Below are 22,093 nucleotides of genomic sequence, written 5' to 3' on the forward strand. Positions count from 1 at the left end.
AAGTCCGGTGGTCCTGGTGGTCGCTGACTCCGATAGACAGACTCCTTGCCGGGTGAGGATTTATCAGTCGATCCGTTTTGCCGGCCAGACCCGGACTGAGCACCCGTGAAAAAGCCTGCTCCTCAAGCCCAGAACAGATCCCGGTTCCTGACCCGTCTGGCCATCGCGCGCTTTGATCAATTGCCGCACTTTGACAGCTTCCACTAAGGCCACGATCATCAATTCAAGCAGTTTTTCATACCTGCTTAACTGACTGGATTCAAATCGCAAATACTTGCTTTTGAGGCTCCTGAATAGTTGTTCCAGCAGCCGGCGTTGTTTATACCAGTTTCAGTAAGTTGACTCACAGAAAGGCGCAGATCACCGACCCGCGCCATTTCTTCAAGGAATACTCTCTAAAACGCTACTGCTTCACTATTTTCATTGTCACGCTTTTTACACCGCTAGTAACCCGCAACAGCAGTAGTCCCGCCGGTTGCTGCTGAACCGATAGCGACTGTTGCTCGACCGGCTTTGTCATTTCGATCAATCGTTGACTGACAAGTCGGCCACTGGCATCAGTAAGTTGCAACCGGAGCGGCTGGCCTTCCGCTCCGCGAATTTCTACTTTTATCTCATCATGTGCCGGATTGCCTAACACCTTTACCTGAAGTTCCGGACTGCTTTCTGCCGACAGACGTATCGGTGAATTGCACGTCAACGGTTTTCCCGAATCCTTCAACACATAGGTGCTGCCCTGCACCCGGCCGTAAATCACCCGCATCGTCCCATCTTTCAAGTTGGCCGGCACTTCGAAACTGTAAGCATGCACCCCATTGCCCTTTCCGGCGGTTTTTAGATCCGCCCGGTAGATGTTGGCTACCACACTGCCCAAAACGGCACTGCTGGTATAAAACTCCACCGTTACCGGCGTGTTGGGTTTATTGCGGTCCCAGACCCACCCCCGGATACTACCGCATTCCACTTTGTCCAGATAGCCTTCGAAACTACCCGTCACTGTAGTCATTGATTCCGGATTAACTGTCAACGGAAAGCTCACCGAATTGGTTAGCACCCCGTCGTTGGCGGAATAGGTAAGCACGAAGGAGCCCGACTGTGTGGGTGTTCCCGCGATCACGCGGCTGGTCATGTTGATCGATAAGCCGTCGGGTAAACCGGTTAGTGCATACGTTAGCGGCTGTCCTTCCGGATCAGTAAAAGGCACCAGGGTTCCCGAGAATGGCACACCCACCTGCGCACTCAGGGGTGCCACCAGGACCGTGGGTGAAGGCGGCACCGGGGCTTTGTTGCTGGGCGTACTACTGCCCTGACAGATCAGGGCCTTGGGTGAGTCTTTCAGGATAAAGCTGCTGCCAGCGACGCGGGCCGAGAGAGTATGTGACAAACCGTCTTTGATCGATTCGGGAATCGTGAAGCGAAAACCGTGTTTGCCATTGCCTTTCCCTGCATCGAGCAAATCCTGGCGAAAATCCCCGGCCAGCAACGTCCCGATCACCGTGGAACCATCCAGGATTTCAACGGAGACGGCAGTATTTCCCTTGCCCCGATCCCAGGCCCAGCCCCGGAAACTGCCGCAATCGGCGCCGTTGACAAAGCCGTCGAAAGAACCGGTGGCGGTTGGTGTCGTAACCGTGACGGTGGCCGAACCGGGTACACCGGGGCAGGTACTGACGCAGCTCGCTGAATACACAATTGTACCTATGGCCGAAGTCGGAACGGAAATCGTGGTTCCGGTTCCGCTGGTCGCGTTGGAGCCCGACCAACTGAGTGCTCCCGGACAACCGCTGATGGTCAGTGTCACATTGGGCGTATTCTGAATCACGCTGGTGCTGGAGGGCGTCAGGGTGGGAACGGGTGGCACTTCCGGGCGAGTGACGGTGGCCGACCCACTAACGGTTCCGCCGGTGGGCGCTTCGGAGCTGGCAACCGCCAGCAGGTTGAAGGTGGTGGTGGCAGCCGGATTGACCGTAAAGGTGTAGGGAGAACTGGTGATTCCGTCGAGCGTGACCGGCGTGGTCCCATCGGTGTACGTGAGCGACCAGGGAGCCGTTCCGGTCAGGTCAACACTGAGTGTGGCGGGTTGGCCGGGACACAGGGTAGTACTGCCCGAAAGACTGGCGGAGGCCGGATTGGTGACCACCAGCGTCACGCTGGAACTGCCTGAACAACCCGCGGTGGTTCCCGTCACGGAATAGGGTCCGGCGACACTGACGGAAATAATCGGGCTGGTTTCTCCGGTCGACCACCGGTATGAATCGGCCCCGGAAGCCGTCAGGCTGGCGCTCTGGCCCTGAATGACGGTGGTGGAGAGGCTGGGTGAAATGCTGACCGTGGGAGGTGTGTTCACGGTTACTGAAGTGGAGGCCGTGGCGGAACAGCTGCCCGTGGTTACGGTCACCGAAAAGGGACCGCTGGTGGAAACCGGCAGGGTAGACGTGGTAGCGCCCGTGTTCCACCGGTAGGTGCTGGTACCGGAAGCCGGGCTGCCAGTGGCGGTAAGCGTGGTGCTGGAGCCTGCACAAAGGGTCGGTGATGACGGAGTGATGCTGGCCGTTACGGCCGGATCCACGGTAATGGTGAAACTTTGGGAAGGACCCTCACAGGGGATTGTTCCAAAACCACCGAAACTCGGATTGTTTCCCACCGGAATGGTGTTTGGCAAAACCGTGTTGGTAGCCACATCGATCACGCTCACCCTGTCCTGCGTAGGTTCCACTGCATAGATTTTACTCCCATCGGGGGTAATACCAAGTCCTGCCGGGGAAAAAGGCTCAAAATCGATCTTGCCCGAGACGGTATTGGTAGCCACATCGATCACGGTCACCCTTTTCGGGTTTGTCGAGACATAGACTCGCTGGCCGTCCAGGCTCACGACCAGGGAAAACTGGAATCCATATTGAACCGTTTCAATGGTGGCCGAAACGGTATTGGTGGCCGTATTGATCACGGTAACTTTATTCGTTAGAACAGACGTGGTATAAAGGCGGGTGCCGTCGGGAGTTATGCAGATGGCACCCGCGCCATCGGGCACCGGAATGGTGGCGATCGACGTTTGAGTAGCTACATCGATCACCGCCACACTGAAACCATACGACGGATTTCCCAAATTTTGCATGGTAAAATAAACGCGCTTGCCATCAGGGCTCATAACGGCACCACCATTTGGCTCACCCTCCACCTGGATAGTGGCCGTGATTGTGTTGGTAGCCACATCGATCACGCTGACGGTAGGCGAATTAAAACTCCCGACAAAGACGCGAGTGCCGTCGGAGCTAAACGCGACAGCAGTCGGGCCGTCTATCCCCTCAATGGTCGTCAACACCGTTTGGGTGACCGCATCGATTACGGTGACATTATCCGACAAATAATTGCCAACATAGATGAGGGTGCCGTTGGGGCTCACAGCCATGCCTGATGGGGAACGACCCGGCAACGGGATGGTGTTTGGCAAAACCGTATTGGTGGCTACATCGATCACGCTTATGTTGCTCGGGACCTGATCGTTATAATCTCGATAATTATTATTAACAGTATAGGCTAAAGTCGGTCCCTGCCCCAGGGGCGTGACGGTGATGGTGGCCGTCTGGGTTGAAGGGGTGGTGTTGAGTGCGGTAAAGGAGTCGATGGTGCCGGTGCCGCTGGCGGGCAGGCCGATCGAGGGGTTGGAATTGGTCCAGCGGTAAACGGTTCCGTTTCCGGTAAAAGGAACGGGAGCGGTGGTGCTGCCCGCACAAAGGGTCTGGCTGGCCGGAGCCGCCATCGTGATTGAACAGGGATTGGCCAGTTGGGGTCTGGTGCGCCCGAAATGGGCAGCCCCGCCGACTTTGCTCTTCGAAGGTGTTGATCCTGTCTTTACGGAATGGATGGGAGCGGTAAAACCAATGGCCCGGGCTCCACTATGAAGTCCGGCCAGCAGGAGAAAAACGAGCCCCCACCGGGCGGGAGTAGTTCGGAACAGAGCCGGGACGAAACCAGGGTATTTAATTTTCGGTATTAAAAATGAATGCATGGGATGTTAGGGTAAAATGGGATAAAATTAGAAAACAGAACCGCCCAACGACTCCGTTAACAATGGGCAGGAAGTAGACTATTTTCTGTCATGCTCTATTTTGAGATTAGGTGATTGGTTGAGATTCCATCAATCGGACTGGCACTGAGTGGGATTTTTAGTTCGGTAAAACAACCTATGGCAAGCCTCCGATTGCCATGAGAAAAGAGGATGGTGATTGGAAAAGATCAGGATAAACAACGGCTCACAAACCTACGGGAAGAAAAACGGACTGAACATAACCCATGTTCCAAATACCATAAGGGATGTTCCATTTTGCTAAAACGATACCAATTTACTGGAATACCATTTGGGCATTTTTACACTAAACCCCAATGAGGAGTCATGGGAACGTCATTCTTCAATCCGAATGACGTTCCGGCATTGATGCTTAGTAGCGATCCATCACCAAAGGAAATGGATCGCTACTAAGCAGGCACCAATTCGTTTTAATTGAAAACGACCCTTCGTGAATCAGTAAGAGTGACCCTCTCGCTGATTTGTCAATACTGGCTGGAAACCAATCAGCGATCTAATTAACTGAGTTTACGAAACGGGGGCAGGACCTTCGGGTTGGGAGAGCCGTACAGACTTCTTTATGGGCTTACAGCGATTCTACGAATATTGGCAGGGATTATTACTGACCCAAAACCCACCTAAAGATGTGTATATACTTTAGGAGATGACACTGACCACGGTTTGGATGGTTATATTCAGTAATCCCGGAGGGATTCAACAATGCAGCGTTGGTTTTTAACTGTATAAAATCGATCAATTCCCCGCCAATTGCGAAGCCGTCAACTCGTTCAACAATGGTTCTCCCTGTTGAAACCGCTCTACATTTTGCAAAAAGATTTCAGAAACCCGCTCCAGAAACCGGGGGCTCAGGCTGGAGCCCGAAATGTGGGGCGTCAGGATGACATTCGGGAAGTGCCAGAGCGGATGGTCCGGCGGCATCGGATAGTGGTAATGGGTATCGAGAGCCGCGCCCGCAATCCAGCCTTCCGCCAGGGCTTTGATCAAGGCTGCTTCCTGAATCAAGGGACCCCGCGCCGGGTTCAGCAAAAAAGCCGTGGGTTTCAGCAGCCGAAGTTCGGATTCGCCCATGATTCCCGTGGTGGTTCCCGTTTGTGGAATCGCCATCACCAGAAAATCCAGGCTCTTCAGAAACGCTTCTTTCTCGGAACCGTAAAACACGCGGTCGGGTAGATTGCCCTCGGAATCACCAGTTCCGGGGACATTATAAACCGCATCCCTCGGCTGAATCGGCTGCCGAACCAACACGTGAACCGTCATGCCCAGGGCTTTGGCCAGCCGGGCGGTTTCGCGGCCAATCCCGCCGTAACCCCAGATGCCCACCACCGACCCGCGAATTTCGTTCTGAAACCGGGCCGACCGATCCCAGATCCGGCCCTCCTGATTCCGAACCAGACCGCGCAGATCGCGGGCCAGATTAATCATCATGGCGATGTTCCATTCGGCAATCGGCACATCAAAAACGCCCAGGGAATTGCAGGCCCGGATGCCCCGTTCCACCAGATTTTTGCCGAACAACTGGCTGTACCCGGCCGAACTGATCTGCACCAGCTTCAGCCGCTTCATTTCTTCGTGGTTTTCGGGGAGAAACGTGCAGAAAAGGACGTCACAATCCTGAATCTGGCTGACCGGCAAGGGTCGAACCTTTTCTTCCGGCTGCTCCACAACCGCTACCGAAACGCCCGGTAGTTGCTGCACCGAACGGAAGACCGGTTCGTAAACCGGCATGTCAATCAATACGTTCAGCATGGTTTCAGGTCGTCAGAATTTTGCCGGGAACGCTGTTAAATTCACCGCTGCCGGGAATAAACGGGAACCGGCGAATCGTCGCTTCACTTAGTTCAATGCCCAAACCCGGTTTTTCGGGACGCACTACGTAACCGTTTTTCAGTTGCAGACTGTCGCCGATGACTTCGCTGTGCAGCGGGCCGTAGGCCGGGGCGACTTCCAGAATCACCGTGTTCGGGCAGGCAAAACCGCAATGGATATTCTGCATTTGCGAACCGCCCGCACCCCAGGCATGGGGTGCAATTTTCTGTCCGCGTTGCGCCAGACTGGACGCGACCAGCATAAACTGATCCAGACCGGCGGTAAAGGAAGCATCCGGCTGGCCGATGCCAAAACTGTCCTGCTCGATGAACGTCTGCCATTCGCAAACCGCCGTCAGGCACTCGCCCCCGGCAATGATCGTTTGGGTGTTCCGGCGCAGTTCGGCGTAGAGATCGGGCCGGGTGTAGTGTAGCGGTTCTTCCAGGCAGAAAAGCGCATACGGTTCCAGCGCCCGCGCGACCGCCGTGGCGGTTTCGAGTCCCCAGGTCAGTGTCGGGCTGTTGCCCATGTGGGCGTCGAACAAGAGCCAGAGGTCGTTGCCAAATTGCTGACGGACATACGCGGCTTTCGTCGCTTCCAGCTCAGCCGCTTCCGTGGGGTCAATGGAAATTTGAAAACCGCCCGCTTTCCAATACGCTCCGGCTCCGATTTTAACCCCCCGAAACCCCAGCGATTGGTAAAAGTCCACTTTGTCGCCCAGTTTTTCCAGGGGATAATTACTGGGGCCACCCGTTGCGTAGCAGGGAAGGTAATCCGGGGCGGCAAATGGGTTTCCTGCGGTTTGTGGAAAACTGCCTTTCCAGGCTTCGCCCAGTAGTTTGTAAACCGGAACGCCCATCAATTTCCCTTTCAAATCCCACAAAGCGGCTTCGATTCCGGCCAGCACGATGGCGCCCAGGCCGACGCGGCACCAGAAATTGCCGCACTGGTACATGCGTTGCCACAATGCCGGAATGTCATCGACGGTATTGCCGATCAGAATCGGTTTGAAAAACTCCACGATAGCGGGGACGCCTTCCGGGAAAAAATACCCGGCGTAGGTTTCGCCCAAACCGGTCAGCCCGGCGTCGGTTTCGATGCGAATAAAAGCCGCACTGCGCAGTTGACGCGCTTCGGAAAGATACGGGTCGTTCGTGCAGGGACCCGTCAGCAGGATGGTTTCGACGTTGGTAATTTTCATGAGTTGCTTCGGTGACTTCTTTAAGAAACCGCTTAATCAGTTACCCCAAAGCGTCGGGTCGGCCACTAAAGGCGGCTTTTAACAATCCGAGTACTTTTAGCCCCTTCAGGGTTACTCTTGCAGGGATCTTGCAAATTTACCCCGGAGGGGTCTTCTGTTAATAGTCAAATGTACCAACGCGTTGTTCCAGCCCCGGCAGGGGCGTCCTCAATCAAAGTCACACTTTAGGACGCCCCTGCCGGGGCTGGACGAACTGCGATTAATGAATTCCTATTAACCGTGAACACCTCCGGAGTTACTTTTTACCAATCATTTTCATTACATATAATTCCCTGCAATAGTAGCTTTTGGGGCGGGCCGACGCTTCGGTTGGGGGCAACTTTTAAACCGCTTTCGATTGAACGGCGATTTCAAGGGCGGCCACTGTAATGGGTTCTTTGCTTTGGTTTTCAACGACAATCTTGTTCCAGCCGTCGGTGATGAGCGAAACCGGAAACCGGTACGTGTAGCCCACATGATCGTTGGTCAAATGCGTCAGCGAGCCGCAGGGGCGGAGCAGTTTGTCGGTCGATGCGTTTTTGAGATTCGGCCAGCAGCCGTTGATCGAAACCGGCATATACATTGGTTTTTCACCGGCTTTCAGCACCACCTGCACCAGCAGTTCCAGATTCTGGTCGGCGGGTTCGGCGCACATGGCCAGTTGGAACGAACGTTGTGCGAAAGGGCCGATGCTGGCGGGCAACTGGGCGGGAAGCTCAAACGGGGTTGGGTTGAAAAACGCTCCGGCGGTGCTGAAACAATAGTGTTTGGGTTTTCCCCGCAGGAAATCGGGCTTGTCGATGTCGCGCAAGGCCGTGTAATCGGACCGAATGCCCGGAATCAGCGGTTGATCCGTACAAAAAAAGTTGAACCATTCAATGCCCTGTGCGCCCATCGCCAGTTTCCCGGCCGCATTGGCCCGCACAATTTCCGGACTGGCGCTAATGTACCGCATCCGCTCTTTGACCGTTCCCGATTCGTTCTGCGTGGGGAGGCTGTTGGCACCATCGTCCACGGAACCGTAGATGGTTACGCGGTCGCCCAGGCGTTTTCGGAATTCATCGTGCGGCATGTCCCAGGTGGTGGCCCAGAAACCCGCCGGAATGACGAAATCAAGGGTGCCTTCCTGACACAGCGTGACCACATCCACGCCAATGGCTTTCAGTTGATCGAGTGCCCCCGGTATGCGCATCCCGAACGGATACGGTTTTCCGGTTTTCTTGGCCTGACGCTGCGTGAGCGCGCGAATCTGGCGAAACCAGTCGTTCATCATCGCGATGGTTTCGGGCGAGGCACCGGGTTCGCAGCAGAGCGGTTGGCGCCACCAGTCCAGTTCCAGGCCTTCATAGTCGTAATCTTCCACCACTTCCCGAATCTGCTCGAACATCAGGGCGCGCACTTCCGGTTTTTCGTAATTCAACCCGATCCGGTCCTGCGCGTTCTGCAACCCGTACGAAGCGTGTTGCAGCCGCATCTCTTTCTTCTTAAAAAGCGGCAGATTGAAAAAGCTGCCTTCCGGGTTGCGGCTCCCGTGCATGTCGTTCATCCGGATGCTGACCCAGGGCGAGATTTTCCGGCGTCGGCACGCTTTCGAGGTTTCGGCCAGCCAGTCCACGCCCGCGTCGATCAAATCCTGATACCGGTTCATGAAGCGGGTGAAATTGTCAAGAAATTCCTCCACCGCTTCGGGTTCGGTAATGCCCTGACAGACGGCGTGACCCCGGAAATAGTTACGGTCACCGCGTTTGTAGCCGTCGAGAATGCTGGGGATTTTTTTGCTGGGATACCAGGCCCGGTTGGCGTTGGCGTTGATCACGAAGGTATCGATGCCGTTGTCGGCCAAGATGTCCACGTACCGGTGAATCGCCTTGGCTTTGAATGGCCCGCCCACCGCCACCGGTTTCGTGCCCATCTTGCCGGTGCGGGGATTGGCAACGGTTTTCAATGAATAGTCTTCGGGTTGCCAGAGTTCCGGGTTATAAAAATACACGCAGGTGTCGCCGTTGAACAGGTTGCGGTGTTTGTCCAATGCCGGTTTTTTGGGCGGTGTAGCCAGTTGCTCACCGGTGGACGAAACCGGCTCGTTTTCTGATGAACCTTCCAGCAGATTTGGCAAGACCGGAACGGCCGTGGCACTGATCAAACCCGTCCGCAGGAAGTCTCGCCGGGTTTTCATTTTTTCAGATCTCATGACAACTCGTTAAGGGAATGTGGGGTGATTTCCGCCAGTAGGGTCACCGATGCTGTACAAAAGTAACCTCTGCCGGTTGGCTATTCTTTTACTTTTAGGTGCAATTCTGGTACTTTCTTTCAGGCAGGACGCATTTGGGCGAAGACATGGCGCAGCCCGCCGGGGTTTACCCGGACATCCCCGTCTTTTCTCAAAAGTAGCAGGGATTGACGCATTTGTGACAGCGTTTTTCCATCCGAAAGCGGACCTTTCATGCATCCAAAACGGACAACCAAACCAAACTTCCTACGCCATGAAAACGATCCTCCACTCCCTGTTCGTTGCTTCTTCCCTGACGCTGATGAGCGTTCCTTCCGCCCAGGCTGACCTCTCCAAATCCGTCGCTCCCAATGAGGTGACTGAGGTGGCTGCGCAGAATCGATTGAAAAATGATCTGACGTATTCGACGGCTGCTTATAAACATCCGAATAAGATAACCGCTGCCCGTCAGTGGGAGCCGGAAGCGGGCGTTGAATTCCGGATTCGGAACCGCAAGGCGCAGGAGATTACCGGCTACCGGGAACACCAGCGCCGGGGTGGTTTGGGCGATACGGCCATTGCGATCCCTTCAAAACCGGCTTTCGTGAACCGGAATTATAAACCGCAGAATGGAATAGCCGACTAGTCGCCGAAATTACGGGGTAAAAACATCCTTTAAGGCTCTCAGCGCGGCATGATGCCCGCACATGCCGTGCACACCGCCCCCCGGTGGGGTAGATGACGAGCAGATATACAGCCCTTTTGCCGAAGTTCGGTAGGGCGACCAGCGCAGCGCGGGCCGGGTGAAAAGCTGGCCGATGTCGATGATGCCGCCGTTGATGTCGCCCCCGATGTAATTGGGATTGTGCGCTTCCATCTGAGCGGGATTCATGGTGTGCCGGGCCAGAATCCGGTCGCGGAAACCGGGAGCAAAGCGTTCGATCTGGTTTTCGATGGCCTTGGTCATGTCCACCGTCGAGCCGTTGGGAATGTGGCAATAGGCCCAGGCGGTGTGCTTCCCCGCCGGAGCCCGCGTCGCATCGAACAGACTTTGCTGGGCGAGCAGAACATACGGTTTTTCGGGATGCTGGCCCTTCGAAGCCCGCAATTCCGAGTCGGCGATTTCTTCCAGCGTATTTCCCAGGTGAACGGTACCGGCTTGCCGACAGCTTTCCGCGGTGAACGGAATCGGGCCGTCCAGTGCCCAGTCGACCTTGAAAACGCCCATGCCATAGCGGTATCGGTTCAGTTGCCAGCGGTAAAGTGCCGAAAACCGGTGTCCGGCGATTTGCAGGAGTTGTTTAGGCGTGATGTCGAACAAAACCGCCTTCGAGGAGGGAAGCTGCGCCAGCGAAGAGACGTAAAAATTCGTTTCGATTTTGCCGCCTAACGAGGTGAAGTAAGCGGCTAATGCCCTGGCAATCTGCTGAGAACCACCTTTGGGTAAGGGCCAGCCCCGCACGTGAGCCGCCGTCATCAGCACGACAGCAATGGCTGAGGTTGCAAAATTGGACAGGGGCTGAATCGAATGGGCGGCCATGCCCGCCAGCAACCCTTTGGCCTGTGGGGTCTCGAATGCTTTTGCCAGCCAGGTCACCGGCGGCAGGGCTTTCAGACCAAATTGGGCAAAATCCAGCGGGTGTTTCGGGAACGTTAACGGACCTAACACATCGAAGTCGATGCGCGGCCACTGCTCGATCAGCGGTTTGAACAGGTTCAGATAGGTCTTTTCATCCGGCCCCAGCCAGCGGGCGGTTTCTTCCACCGATCGGGTCAAAAGGGCCGCTGTGCCGTCGTCGAACGGATGGGCTGCGGCAATGGGGGGCTCGATGTATTCCAGGCCAAAAGCGCCGAGGGGTAGTGTTCGGAAAAACGGCGAGTTGACCGCCAGCGGGTGAATGGCCGAGCAGGTGTCGTGGATAAAACCAGGCCGTGTCAGTTCCGCCGACCGCAGTCCGCCCCCGATTTCGGGCTTGCCTTCCAGCACCAACACCGAAAGCCCGGCCTGTTGCAAGGTGATGGCGGCTGCCAGCCCATTCGGACCAGAACCCACAACGACGGCGTCAAAGTCAGTTTTATGCACGTTTTGAGAGTTATTTCGCAGAGTTGAGTAGAGTTTTTGTTTAAATATCCTCTGCTCAACTCTGTGTAACAGTTTAAACTTCCGGCCGGAAAAGCACCTGCCCGTTGGGTTTAACCTCCCAGGCCGTAATAGGGTTCAAATGATACCCGCCCGTGTCGGCCCCGCGCGCGGTAAGAAGCTCACGGAGTGTGGGTTGGAGATAGTCTGTTTCGTCAATTACCCGGCTCATGATGACGGTTTCGCTGCCGTTCCATTGCCACAGATACCGGAATCGCGTGTGGGCTTTGTCCAGCACCGGTCCCTGCAACTGGGCGAGGTGCCACGTTTTTCCGTTGTCGGTGCTGACTTCCACCTGCCGGACTTTTCCGCGACCGCTCCACGCCAGGCCCCGGATTTCGAGCCAGCCTTTCTGAATGGTGGCCGGATAAGTCGGATACGTAATCACCGAGCGTGCGTCGATGGTGAAACTGAATTGCCGGATTTTTCCGTTTCTGATCGGTTCGGTGTATTTTGAGGTTTCCTCGCGGGTCATGAAGGGCTGGTCGGCCAGTTCGAGTCGGCGGAGCCATTTCACGCTGGCGTTGCCTTCCCAACCGGGCAGAAACAGGCGGGCGGGGTAGCCCTGTTCCGGTCGCAGCGGTTCGCCGTTTTGGGCGTAAACGATCATGGCGTCGTCAAAACCCTTGCTGACGGGAACGCTGCGGGTCATGACGGCGGCATCGGAGCCTTCGGCCAGAAACCAGGTGGCTTTGGGCTGGACGCCCACTTCCCGAAACAGGGTCGAAAGCAGCACCCCCGTCCATTCGCTCTGGCTGGTTAGCCCGCAAATATCCTGCGGACTCAGTTTTTGATTGGTACCCCGGCCCCGGTAATTTCCTGAACACTCCAGAAAACAGATGCGTGAAACCGACGGAAACCGCTTCAAATCCGCCAATGTGAACACCGTCGGTTTGTCGACCATCCCGTGAATCACCAGTTCGTACTTCGCCGGGTCGATCACCGGCACACCGCCGTGGTGTCGTTCAAAGTGCAGATCCGCGGGCGTGATGATGCCGTATAAATCCTGCAAGGGCGTCCGTGACGAGATTTCCGACGGGCTTTTGAGCAGTTTCTCGAACTTTGAGCGCGTGCCCAACTCGCCCGGCGGAGCGCCCGGCACTTTGGTCGGGTCATCCGGCCCGAACGCTTTCTCCGGAATACCGATCTGTACCGCTTTGGCAAACGAGGTTTGCGTAATGGCAACGGCGGCTGTGGCGGCTCCGCCCAGCAACATCCGACGGCTTATTTTTTTGCGCATAAAGTAATGATACAGTACACTTGATTCCGTACACCTGTAAGGTCTTCAAGACCTTACAGGTGTTGTTTGCAAAAGTCAGTAAGGTCTTTGAAATCTTGCAGGCATTCGTTAAGAAAACCTGCAAGGTCTTCAAGACCTTGCAGGTGCAGGCGGGTTACCGAATTTCTCGCCCCCCTTTTCGGTCGTCCGGCACGAAGAATTTCTGCGCGGGCATTACCACTTTGGGTAAGGTTTTGGCGTTGATTACCACCGTTGAATCGATGATTTGATTGGCCTGTAACAAAAAAGCCGTCAAACTATACACTTCGTCGTTGGACAGCGAACCGGGTGCTGTCAGCGGCATTGCCCGGCGGATGTAATCGAACAGGGTGGTCGCATACGGCCAGTAATTGCCAATCGCTTTTTCTCGTCCCGTCAGCGACGTGGCCACCAGCCGACCACCAAGAGTGGCGCTTTCCGTACCCGTAGCCCCGTGGCAAACCGTGCATTGGGCGGTATAAAGGGCTTTTCCGGCTGAAACGGTGCCGGAACCAGCGGGCAAACCGGTTCCGTCGGGCCAAACGTCGATGTCTACAACCGCAATTTCCTTCGCCGTGGCCGGGCGACCTAACCCAAACCGGGCGGGCCAGCCGAGCGTATCCGGTTTTACCGATTGTTCGGATACCGGGCTGTTGCCCCAGGCCTGATCACTGGCCTGCACTGCGACGAGTAAAAAACCAGTTAGCCCGGCACCCAGGATTTTTAAGCAGGCGGTTTTAGGAATCATGTTATACCAGATGAAAACAGAGAACCCGCATTCGAACCAAGCTATATGCTGATCAAAAATAGCGATTGACACCGGTTCCTGAAGCGGGTTATTTTCGTTATTTTCAAGAATTATTCCTCAATACTTTCCCGCCTGCAAGCTACTTTCCGACAGGGCATATTTCCGGTTGACGCGGTCCAGAACCACGTAAATGGAGTCTTTTCGATCGTCGATCCCGGTCAGAATGACATGCGATCCGTCGGTGGTGGAATACGTCAGGATCATGCGGTTGCGTTTCACGGGACGGGATTCCTCGGCGATGCCCCGGGTTCGGCGGGTTGACCAGGCTCTGGGGTCAATTTTGTGGTCTTCATCGCCAATGTTGGCCAGTGCTGCTTTGGTAATCCAGTTGTCGGGCTTCGCTTCCTGACTCTCCCGGCGGTTTCGGCCTTCCCGACCGCTCAGTTCCCGCCCATCGACCGTAGCGCGGTTCGTCTGCCGGATTTTATCCTGCAAATACAACACCTGGTTCACCGTGTCGGCATCGTAGTAGAACACTCGTTTGCCACCGGCCACGCCCGACACCTCGAACGTCCGGTTGATGTCGCGCATGGGCGAACCACCGCCGTTGGACAGATCCAGTTTCGTCGGGCGATTGACCTTGAAGGTGAACGACGACCATTTTTCAAACGTCGCATTTTGCCAGCGAACCGTGTCCAAAGGGGAATAAGGGATTACCTTGTTGTTGATCCGGAATTCGGTCACGTTATACAAACCCCGCAATTGGGCAACGCCTTTGACTGCCGGTTGTTTGTAGGGGTCGTAGCGTAGGTTGACCCATTGCAGGTAGGTCAGCCAGACCAGAAAAATGCCGAACGTGGCGGTTTTCAGGCCGATGCGGGTGAAGCGTTTCCAGCCTTTCGACAGATCCGGGTAAAAGCGAAGGGGAACCGTAAACCGCTCCAGAATCAGCAGGTTGTAGATATTCCGGGCGTCGTAAACCAGCAGAAAAAGGGCCATCACAACGAAATAGGAGCTGTAGACGTGAACCCCGCCGTCGTACGCGAAATTGACGTAAACAATGTCGCCCAGCGCCCCGAGCAGCAAAGCGGCCCCGATGGTGGTGGTTCCCCGGAAAAACAGCAACGCGCCCGCCAGAATCTCGACCAGCCCCGTAAACACCTGATACCAGGGCACGATGCCGACCGATAACCAGAAGATTTTCTGCGCCGTGAAATCGCCAAAATCGGTGTTCAGCAGGCCCTCGGACGGATAGGGCATCTGGGTCGGAAACAGTTTGGTGAAACCGAAACCGATGATGCCGATACCGGCCCGGTAGCGCACGATGACCCGAAGCCAGTAGTATAAAATGTTGTATTCCTGACGTTTGCGGTCCAATGCCGTCCAGATCAGTCCGCCGACGATGGCGATCCCCAGCACGATGAACCAATCTGCATACCCCAGCAGCAAGGCCCCACCGCCTTCGCCACCACCGCCCCGGCCACCGACGAAATACCGCAGCAAACTGGGCGAAAACCGGGCGATTTCGTAGAGATCACGGTAATGCAGATGCAGCCAGTCGAGTTCAAACAGATTTTGGTACCACTCGGGGCTGAGCGGTATGGAGAATAAAACGAAAAAGACGAAGGCGACGCGGAAAAGCACTTTCTGGAACGTCGTCCAGGGGCGGCCGAGTGAATCCGAAGCGGTTTTGTTTGCGCCGGGTTGCCCGTCGCGAGCCGGTTTTGGTTCCAGTACGAAACCGTCTGAGGTGTTTTTTTGAATGGCCATGACCGGTTTTGGTTAGAGTTTTAGGGCCCCGCGACGCCCCGTTTTCCGGGCCTCATCGAGCAGGTATTTTTTGTCGATTTTCTGCAAGACCGCATAAACGGAGTCCCGGTTTTGATCGACACCCGACAGGACAATCGTGCCGGGATTGGGGCGGCTGATGTGCAGTTGCAGCGTTTCGGTGGCATGGTTCGGATTGCGATTCCGGAGCGTTAGCTGCTGGTTGGACGCGTCGGCATCGTAGTGGTAATAATGCCGACCTGCCGAGCCCGAAAACTCATAATTTCGGTCGCTGTCGTTCACCTGGATGAATTCAACGTTCGTACGATCCAGCGTTACCGGGCGGTTGGAGCGAATGCTGAGCGTGGCCCATTTTTCGAAAACCACATCCTGCCAGCGAACCGAATCCGTCGCCGAGTAGGGCAGTTCCCGCCCGTTAATGCGGAATTCACTGACGGTATACAGCCCGCTGGCGTCGGTCAAACCGGGTTCCTGCGGAAACTGGTAGGAGCCTTCCCGGTAACCGGTGTAGGTTTTGTAACCATATAACCCCACAAAAAACAGCACAAAAATGCTTTTGAGCGCCAGCCGGGCGGTTTTCTGCTGGTCCGAAAAATCGGGGTTGAACCGATTCGGAATCGTGGGTCGTTCGAGGGCGAGCAACGTAAAAATCCGTTGGGCATCGAATGCCAGCAACACCAGCGCGAGGGTGATCAGGTAGAAACTGTAAATGTATTCGCCCCCTTCGTAGGCCAGATTCGACATGAAGACGTTGCCCAGAAACGACACCGTGAGAAACGCGCCAATCGAAGCGGTTTTCCGGTAAAGCAACAACAGAGCCGCCAGAATTTCGACCCCGCCCAGAAACGACTCATACGATGGCACAATGCCCAGACTCAGCGAGAAAAGCTTCCAGTCGGTGAGGTCGCCGTAGTTGGTGTTCAGGTTGCTGATCGACGGTGCCGGGGCCAGAATCGGAAACAGCTTGATGAAACCGTAGGCCAGCAAACCGACCGCCAGCCGGTACCGCAGCACAACGCGCAGCCAATAATAGAGCCTATTGTATTCTTTCCGATCCCGATCCCGGAAACTCCAGATGATGACCCCCAGCAACGCGATTACGAAGATAACCACCCAGTTGGCGAAGGTGTCGGGGCCGTCGAAAAACCGGGGCTGGTAGCGGGCGAGCTGAAAAATGTCGCCATACGACAACGCGGCCCAGTTGACCGAGAACAGGTCCCGGTAAAACTTCGGGTCGAGCGGAACGGCCTGAAGGATGAAATACAAAAAAACGATCCGGAATAGGGTTTTCTCGTAGCTCGGCCATTCGGTCTGGTCGGAGCTACCGGTTTGGGGGCGGCTGAAAACCGCCCCGTTTTTCGGCTCAATGTCGATACGCTCAGGTCTCACGTCTTTCATCTTCGTAGGATCAATAGCCGGGGTTTTGTTCTAACGTCTTGTCAGTCAGGAGCTGATTGACTGGAATGGGCAGTAAAAGCCGGTTCGGGTCGGTCACGTTCAGGACCGCAGCGGCCCGGCCCGTTCGAACGAGATCGAACCAGCGGTGGGGTTCCAGCGCAAATTCGACCCGCCGTTCGTCCTCGATGGCGAGCAACAGAGCGGCCTGAGCTGCGGCCGTACTGGCGGGCAGACCGGCGCGGTCGCGAACGGCATTCAGATCGCTGAGGGCGTCGGTCGTTTTGTTCAGTTGGGCGCGGGCTTCGGCGCGGATCAGGTAGAGTTCGGCGATGCGGAAAAGGTATGTGGGATCGGAGGCCGGGTTGCGGTAATAGAGCGTGCCATACCAGCGATTCTGGTTGTCTTTGGCCACCAGCACACTGCGGTTGCCGCCAATGGCCGGGTTGTTCACCAACCCCACCAGCGCGTCATTCGGTGCCCACTGCCGGGTGCCGCCGTTGGTTTGCGGTTGCCACTGACCCCGGTGGCTGTTGACTTCCGTCGTGCCGTTGTAAAATAACTCGAAAACCGACTCCCGTGTGCCCCGGGCATCGTTGGCGAAGAAGGCGTTGTAGGGCTTCAGAAGGCCGTAATTCGTTGCGTCGGTGAGGAGTTTAGTGGCAAACTCCTCGGCTTTGGCCCAGTCTTTCCGGTACAGATAATACCGGGCTTTCAGAGCCCAGACGGTTTTTTTGGTCGCCCGGTACCGGTCGGTGGTGGCGGGGAGCAGCGGCTCGGCGGCTTCCAGATCGGCCAGCACCTGGGCGTAGGTTTCGGCCTGTGTGCTGCGTTTGATGCCCGAGTTTTCGGCGGGAGACAGCGTCGGTTTCGTAATCAGCGGAACCCCGCCCCAGGTGCGGGCCAGGTCGAAATAGGCCAGTGCCCGGATGAAATACGCTTCGCCCAAATACTGATCCCGGAGAGTCTGGGTCAAGGTTGGATCGGTGACACCCGGCACTTTGGCCAGCACGTTGTTGGCCCGGTTGATGGTCTGGTAAATGGCAATCCAGCTTCCCGCAATGGTCGCGTTATCGGCGTTCACGTTGTGGTTGATAAACTCCTGAATCTGCGATTGCGAACCGGTCCACTGGATGTTGTCGCCCGACAGATAACCGATGGACTGAAAACCGGTGCCGTAATAATTGGCGCTGCCCAGGGCACTGTAGATGCCGCGAACAGCCGTTTCGGCCGTCGCTTTATCAACAATGGTCTGCGTATCCGAAATGGATTCCAAGGGTTGTACGTCCAGAAACGACTCGCACGCACTGAAAACCGCCAGCGTGAGGATGGAGAAAAAGTAGGTGATGGGTTTCATGATCAGAGGGTTACGTTAATACCGACTTGTACACTGCGGGGTTGCGGGGGCGTTCCGAGGTCGATGCCCTGCTGGTTGGCGTCGCTGCTCGCGCTGGATTCGGGGTCGAGACCGGTGTATTTCGTCAGCAGCCACAGATTACTTCCGGCGACATAGACGCGAACGGCTTCAATTTTTGCTTTTTCGGTCAGCCGTTTCGGGATCGTGTAGCCGAGGTTGAGCGAGCGCAGTCGCAGAAACGAACCGTCTTCGAGCCAGCGGCTGCCGCCGTCGCGGTAGTTGTTGATGTTGATGCCGTCCGGGCGGGGCACGTCGGTGATGTCGCCCGGTTTTTGCCAGCGGGCGTTATTGCTGGCAAAAATGATGCGGGCGGCATCGCGGGCACCACCGCCCTCGCCGAAGAATTTGTTGTGGTTGTAAATCTTGTTGCCATACTGGAACGCGAAAAATACCGCCAGATCGAAACCTTTGTAGGTCAGGTTGTTGGTCAGACCACCGAAGAATTTCGGCCAGATGCTGCCCAGAATCTGCCGGTCGTCGACGGTGATTTTGCCGTCGTTGTTGACATCTTCGTAAATGACATTGCCGGTTTGTGGGTTGACACCCAGTTGTTTATAGACCCAAAAGGAATAGAGTGGCGTTCCTTGTTGCTGCAGAATCAGGTCGCGACTGCCGTAGCGCAGCGGGTTTTCCAGCTTCTCGATTTTGTTCCTATTCTGGGCTACGTTGAAGCTGGTCGTCCAGGTCAGGCCACCGCGCCGGATGTTCTCGGATCGAATGCCCAGTTCAAATCCTTTGTTGCTGATTTCAGCCGCATTGCTCCAGTAATTGCTAAAACCGGTGGTGCCGGCCAGCGCCAGTTGCAACAGCCCGTTCGTCGTATACTTGTTGTAAACATTGAATTCCGCCGATAACCGGTCGTTGAAGAAGGACGCATCCAGACCGATGTTGAACTGGTTGGTGCGTTCCCATTGCAGATTCGGGTTGGCGAGTTGCTGGGGTGCAATGCCGGGGCTGCCCTGGTAGGACGCGCCACCCGTCCAGAGGCCCTGAGCCGCAAAATTGCCAATGCCGTTCTGATTCCCGGTCGTTCCGTAGCTGGTTTTCAGTTTCAGATCGCTGATGATCCGCGAGTCTTTCAGGAAGTTTTCCTGCTTGATGCGCCAGGCGGCCCCGATGGCCGGGAAGTAGCCCCACTGGTTACGGGTTCCAAACCGGGATGAGCCATCGGCCCGGATGCTGAAATCGACCAGGTATTTCCCCGCAAAATTGTAATCGATGCGGGAAAAGAACGACGCCAGGTTGCTTTTCGACCAGCTTTGGGAACTGGCAGTCGTCGCGGCCGACGAAATCTGGGTGAACAGGTTGTTGGCAAACCCCCGGCCTTCAGCATAAGTTCGGGTCAAAACGTCACTTTGCAACGTATTTCCAACCAAAACACCGACGGTATGATTTCCGAATTTCTGCCGGTACGTCAGCGTTTGTTCGTTGAGCCAGGTCGTAAACTGCGTGATGCTGGAGGTGGCCAGACCGGCCGGACTGCCCGAAATGAGCAGATTGTTCCAGTATTCCGACTCGTTGTAATTGTTGTAGTCGATGCCCCAGCTCGTGCGGAAACGCAGGTTGGGCAGGATTTGCGCGTCGGCATACAGATTCCCGATGTACCGCAGACTGGCTGACTGAACGTCGTAATTGTCAATCAGCAACGTTAGGTTATCAAAACCGGCCCGGCCCACCGGAACGCCCTGCTCGTTGAGTGGTGACAGGTAGGTTGGCGTATGCAAAGCTGCCTGCAGCAAGCCCCCCGCGGGGCCGTCGCCCGCCCGGGCCTGGTTGCGGAACGTCCGTGAAAATGTATTGCTGACGCCCACCTGAACCTTGTCATTCACCTGCTGGTCGATGTTGACCTTAAAGCTAGCCCGCTCAAAATAAATGGGTTTGATGATGGCTTCCTGCCGGTTATAACCGCCCCCGATGTAGTATTTGGTGGTTTTGGTGCCACCCGACAGCGACAGGTCGTAGTTCTGGAGTCGTCCGGTGCGGAACAATTCGCCCAGCCGGTCGTAGGTTTTCTGCTCTTCCGGCAGTCCGCGGCCGCCTTCAGCAACGGGGCGGAACGGGCGGTTTTCGGCGGTCCGGTTCAGGCTGGGGGTATCTTTTCCGGTATTGATCCACCACTCGTTGACCAGTTGGGCGTGTTCGGGGCCGGTGGTCAGTTCCCACAGTTTGGCGGCTTTGGCCACGCCATACGACGCATTGAAATTGATTTTCGGCTTCTGATTAAAATTGCCGCGTTTGGTCGTAATCAGGATCACGCCGTTGGCCCCCCGCGACCCGTACAGCGCCGTAGCTTCGGCATCTTTCAGAATCTCAACGCTCTCAATATCAGACGGATTGATATCGGCAATGGGTGAAGTGGCTTTTCCGCCCGTTCCCACGCTTTGCAGGCTGTTGTTGTTGATAAAAACGCCATCGACCACATACAAAGGATCGTTGTCAGCATTGATCGACGTGGCTCCGCGCACCCGGATGTTGACGGTTTCGCCCGGCACACCGGTATTGGAGCTGATCTGAACTCCGGAAACTTTGCCCTGCAACTGGGCGTCGAAACTGCCCGTCGGAATGTCTTTGGTGGCGGTCGGATCAATTTTAGCAATTGAGCCAATCAGGTTTTTGCGTTCCTGCGTACCGTAGCCCACCACGATGACCTCGCTCAGTTGCCGCTGATCGGGTTCCAGTGCAATCGTTAACGCCGTTTGATTGCCAACCTTCACTTCCTGCGTTAGATATCCGATAAATGAAAAAACCAGTGGGGTCGTCTGGTCTGAGAGCGTAAGCCGAAAGGTTCCATCGGCCTCCGAGGTCGTTCCCCGGTTGGTGCCTTTGATGCGGATGTTCACACCCGGCAGGGTTTCGCCGGTTTTGTCGGTCACTTTCCCCTCGATGCGATAAGAACCCTGGGCGAACGACGGGAGAGACTGCGTCAGCGCCAACACGAGCCAGAAACCCGCCATAAAAGCCGAAACCGCCCCGGTTTTCTGGGAAAGTAGTGTGGAGAATCGTCTAAGGGAGACCTTCTGACAAATATGAATAAAATATATATATTCCATATACATAATATAGTAATAGAATGAAAAAGAAAATGAACCGGCGGTTCCCCGATAGACAGGCCAGCAGACCCTTAAGAATAATCAACCACCGACCATTCAGCTGGGCCTGTTGGGCCTGCCTGTCGGGGGATTAGCCAGCAAATACGTGTTCAGAAGCAAAAAGCAGCGACGGCTGTCAGCAACAACAGCAACAGGAGGAGCGTACCGGGGCCGAATCAGCCCATTTGGGGTAGGAGAAAACCACCACCTGCGTCACCGGGAGCGATGACGAAAAAGACGTAGAGATCCTTTTCATTGCAGTAAATGAAAAAAGTTAGTTGTATCCAACGATCTTTGCTGGTGGTTAACAAAGGGTTGGAAAGATGGATATTTTTAATTCTACTTAATAGGGAGACAAAGTAAAGTATTCCGGGGCTAACAAAGCAAGTCGTTAGAAGAATTATTTTGAAAAGGAGAGTGGATTACTAAAATAATTATAATTAAAACGGGATAAGTAGTAAAAATAGGTTGATAGGAAGAGGATAGCAGGTCTCTTCATTCATAGTTTTGGGGCGTTGATTGCTGCCAACTTTGGGTAAACAATGGTATAAATCAAATAATGTCTTTGATTTATCGGAGCTATTGCCGGTTCGACTTTGATTTTAATTCGGATAAGTCATTTCTTTGTTACTCCATTAAGTTGCTGGAATAAGAGGAATAAAATTCCTTTCTTGTACTGGACTGTCGCCATGAAAAAGTTTACCCAACTGAGCAAGCATTCCCGCCCGAAAGATACGCTGGCTGTCGCTTGTCTTTTCCCATTCTTCCCAACAGCCCCTTCTTCCTGCTGTTGTTGCTGTCTGTAATTCCGTAGTTCGTTTCCTCTTTTTTTCATTTTTCGATCACTCCGGTTTTAGCCCGGTTTGTCCTGAAATGGGTTTATATTATATATATATTCTGTAGGATTAATAGAAAT

General features: G+C 55.2%; 13 protein-coding genes. 1 reads left to right on the forward strand and 12 read right to left on the reverse strand.

The window, feature by feature from the left end:
• Positions 1-403: 403 nt before the first annotated feature.
• The 4 genes from F0P93_RS18135 to F0P93_RS18150 all read right to left on the reverse strand — a co-directional run bounded on the left by F0P93_RS18135 (position 404) and on the right by F0P93_RS18150 (position 9,309).
• A complete protein-coding gene (locus F0P93_RS18135) occupies positions 404-4,009 on the reverse strand; it encodes a putative Ig domain-containing protein (RefSeq protein ID WP_150878409.1) in 3,606 nt (1,201 codons plus the stop codon).
• A gap of 810 nt (positions 4,010-4,819) precedes the next feature.
• Positions 4,820-5,833 (reverse strand): D-2-hydroxyacid dehydrogenase, encoded by a 1,014-nt coding sequence (locus F0P93_RS18140; protein ID WP_150878410.1) that lies wholly within the window; start codon positions 5,831-5,833, stop codon positions 4,820-4,822.
• Positions 5,834-5,837: 4 nt separating this feature from the next.
• On the reverse strand, positions 5,838-7,094 hold the full coding sequence (locus tag F0P93_RS18145; RefSeq protein WP_150878412.1) for a mandelate racemase/muconate lactonizing enzyme family protein: 1,257 nt from the start codon (positions 7,092-7,094) through the stop codon (positions 5,838-5,840).
• Between the two features lie 382 nt (positions 7,095-7,476).
• Entirely contained in the window at positions 7,477-9,309 is a 1,833-nt protein-coding gene (locus F0P93_RS18150) for a glycoside hydrolase family protein (RefSeq protein WP_225309534.1), read from the reverse strand.
• 307 nt (positions 9,310-9,616) lie between these two features.
• Here F0P93_RS18150 and F0P93_RS18155 point away from each other — a divergent pair, with 307 nt between their 5' ends.
• The gene (locus F0P93_RS18155) at positions 9,617-9,988 is read left to right on the forward strand and encodes a hypothetical protein (protein ID WP_150878416.1); all 372 of its coding nucleotides are present in this window, start codon (positions 9,617-9,619) and stop codon (positions 9,986-9,988) included.
• A 9-nt stretch (positions 9,989-9,997) separates the two neighbouring features.
• On the opposite strand, the gene F0P93_RS18160 is transcribed toward F0P93_RS18155, so the two are convergent.
• The 8 genes from F0P93_RS18160 to F0P93_RS18195 all read right to left on the reverse strand — a co-directional run bounded on the left by F0P93_RS18160 (position 9,998) and on the right by F0P93_RS18195 (position 22,012).
• Positions 9,998-11,425: a phytoene desaturase family protein gene (locus tag F0P93_RS18160; protein ID WP_150878418.1), complete on the reverse strand. Its 1,428-nt coding sequence runs from the start codon at positions 11,423-11,425 to the stop codon at positions 9,998-10,000.
• Between the two features lie 73 nt (positions 11,426-11,498).
• Positions 11,499-12,722, reverse strand: coding sequence for a sulfite dehydrogenase (soxC, locus tag F0P93_RS18165; RefSeq protein WP_150878420.1), 1,224 nt, complete (start codon positions 12,720-12,722; stop codon positions 11,499-11,501).
• Positions 12,723-12,876: 154 nt separating this feature from the next.
• The gene (locus F0P93_RS18170) at positions 12,877-13,488 is read right to left on the reverse strand and encodes a c-type cytochrome (protein WP_150878422.1); all 612 of its coding nucleotides are present in this window, start codon (positions 13,486-13,488) and stop codon (positions 12,877-12,879) included.
• A 117-nt stretch (positions 13,489-13,605) separates the two neighbouring features.
• Positions 13,606-15,258 (reverse strand): hypothetical protein, encoded by a 1,653-nt coding sequence (locus F0P93_RS18175; protein ID WP_225309535.1) that lies wholly within the window; start codon positions 15,256-15,258, stop codon positions 13,606-13,608.
• Positions 15,259-15,270: 12 nt separating this feature from the next.
• Entirely contained in the window at positions 15,271-16,674 is a 1,404-nt protein-coding gene (locus F0P93_RS18180) for a DoxX family protein (protein WP_225309536.1), read from the reverse strand.
• Between the two features lie 10 nt (positions 16,675-16,684).
• The gene (locus F0P93_RS18185) at positions 16,685-18,028 is read right to left on the reverse strand and encodes a RagB/SusD family nutrient uptake outer membrane protein (protein WP_150878424.1); all 1,344 of its coding nucleotides are present in this window, start codon (positions 18,026-18,028) and stop codon (positions 16,685-16,687) included.
• Between the two features lie 2 nt (positions 18,029-18,030).
• A complete protein-coding gene (locus F0P93_RS18190; RefSeq protein WP_225309537.1) occupies positions 18,031-21,138 on the reverse strand; it encodes a SusC/RagA family TonB-linked outer membrane protein in 3,108 nt (1,035 codons plus the stop codon).
• Positions 21,139-21,793: 655 nt separating this feature from the next.
• A complete protein-coding gene (locus F0P93_RS18195) occupies positions 21,794-22,012 on the reverse strand; it encodes a hypothetical protein (RefSeq protein WP_150878426.1) in 219 nt (72 codons plus the stop codon).
• Positions 22,013-22,093 lie beyond the last annotated feature (81 nt).

Source organism: Larkinella humicola (assembly GCF_008727875.1).
Classification (GTDB): domain Bacteria; phylum Bacteroidota; class Bacteroidia; order Cytophagales; family Spirosomataceae; genus Larkinella; species Larkinella humicola.

What these genes read in the sequence shown, in the direction of transcription:
- F0P93_RS18135 (WP_150878409.1), bottom strand. Translation starts at nt 4,009, where the DNA reads ATGCATTCATTTTTAATACCGAAAATTAAATACCCTGGTTTCGTCCCG.
- F0P93_RS18140 (WP_150878410.1), bottom strand. Translation starts at nt 5,833, where the DNA reads ATGCTGAACGTATTGATTGACATGCCGGTTTACGAACCGGTCTTCCGT.
- F0P93_RS18145 (WP_150878412.1), bottom strand. Translation starts at nt 7,094, where the DNA reads ATGAAAATTACCAACGTCGAAACCATCCTGCTGACGGGTCCCTGCACG.
- F0P93_RS18150 (WP_225309534.1), bottom strand. Translation starts at nt 9,309, where the DNA reads ATGAAAACCCGGCGAGACTTCCTGCGGACGGGTTTGATCAGTGCCACG.
- F0P93_RS18155 (WP_150878416.1), top strand. Translation starts at nt 9,617, where the DNA reads ATGAAAACGATCCTCCACTCCCTGTTCGTTGCTTCTTCCCTGACGCTG.
- soxC (WP_150878420.1), bottom strand. Translation starts at nt 12,722, where the DNA reads ATGCGCAAAAAAATAAGCCGTCGGATGTTGCTGGGCGGAGCCGCCACA.
- F0P93_RS18170 (WP_150878422.1), bottom strand. Translation starts at nt 13,488, where the DNA reads ATGATTCCTAAAACCGCCTGCTTAAAAATCCTGGGTGCCGGGCTAACT.
- F0P93_RS18175 (WP_225309535.1), bottom strand. Translation starts at nt 15,258, where the DNA reads ATGGCCATTCAAAAAAACACCTCAGACGGTTTCGTACTGGAACCAAAA.
- F0P93_RS18180 (WP_225309536.1), bottom strand. Translation starts at nt 16,674, where the DNA reads ATGAAAGACGTGAGACCTGAGCGTATCGACATTGAGCCGAAAAACGGG.
- F0P93_RS18185 (WP_150878424.1), bottom strand. Translation starts at nt 18,028, where the DNA reads ATGAAACCCATCACCTACTTTTTCTCCATCCTCACGCTGGCGGTTTTC.
- F0P93_RS18190 (WP_225309537.1), bottom strand. Translation starts at nt 21,138, where the DNA reads ATGGAATATATATATTTTATTCATATTTGTCAGAAGGTCTCCCTTAGA.
- F0P93_RS18195 (WP_150878426.1), bottom strand. Translation starts at nt 22,012, where the DNA reads ATGAAAAAAAGAGGAAACGAACTACGGAATTACAGACAGCAACAACAG.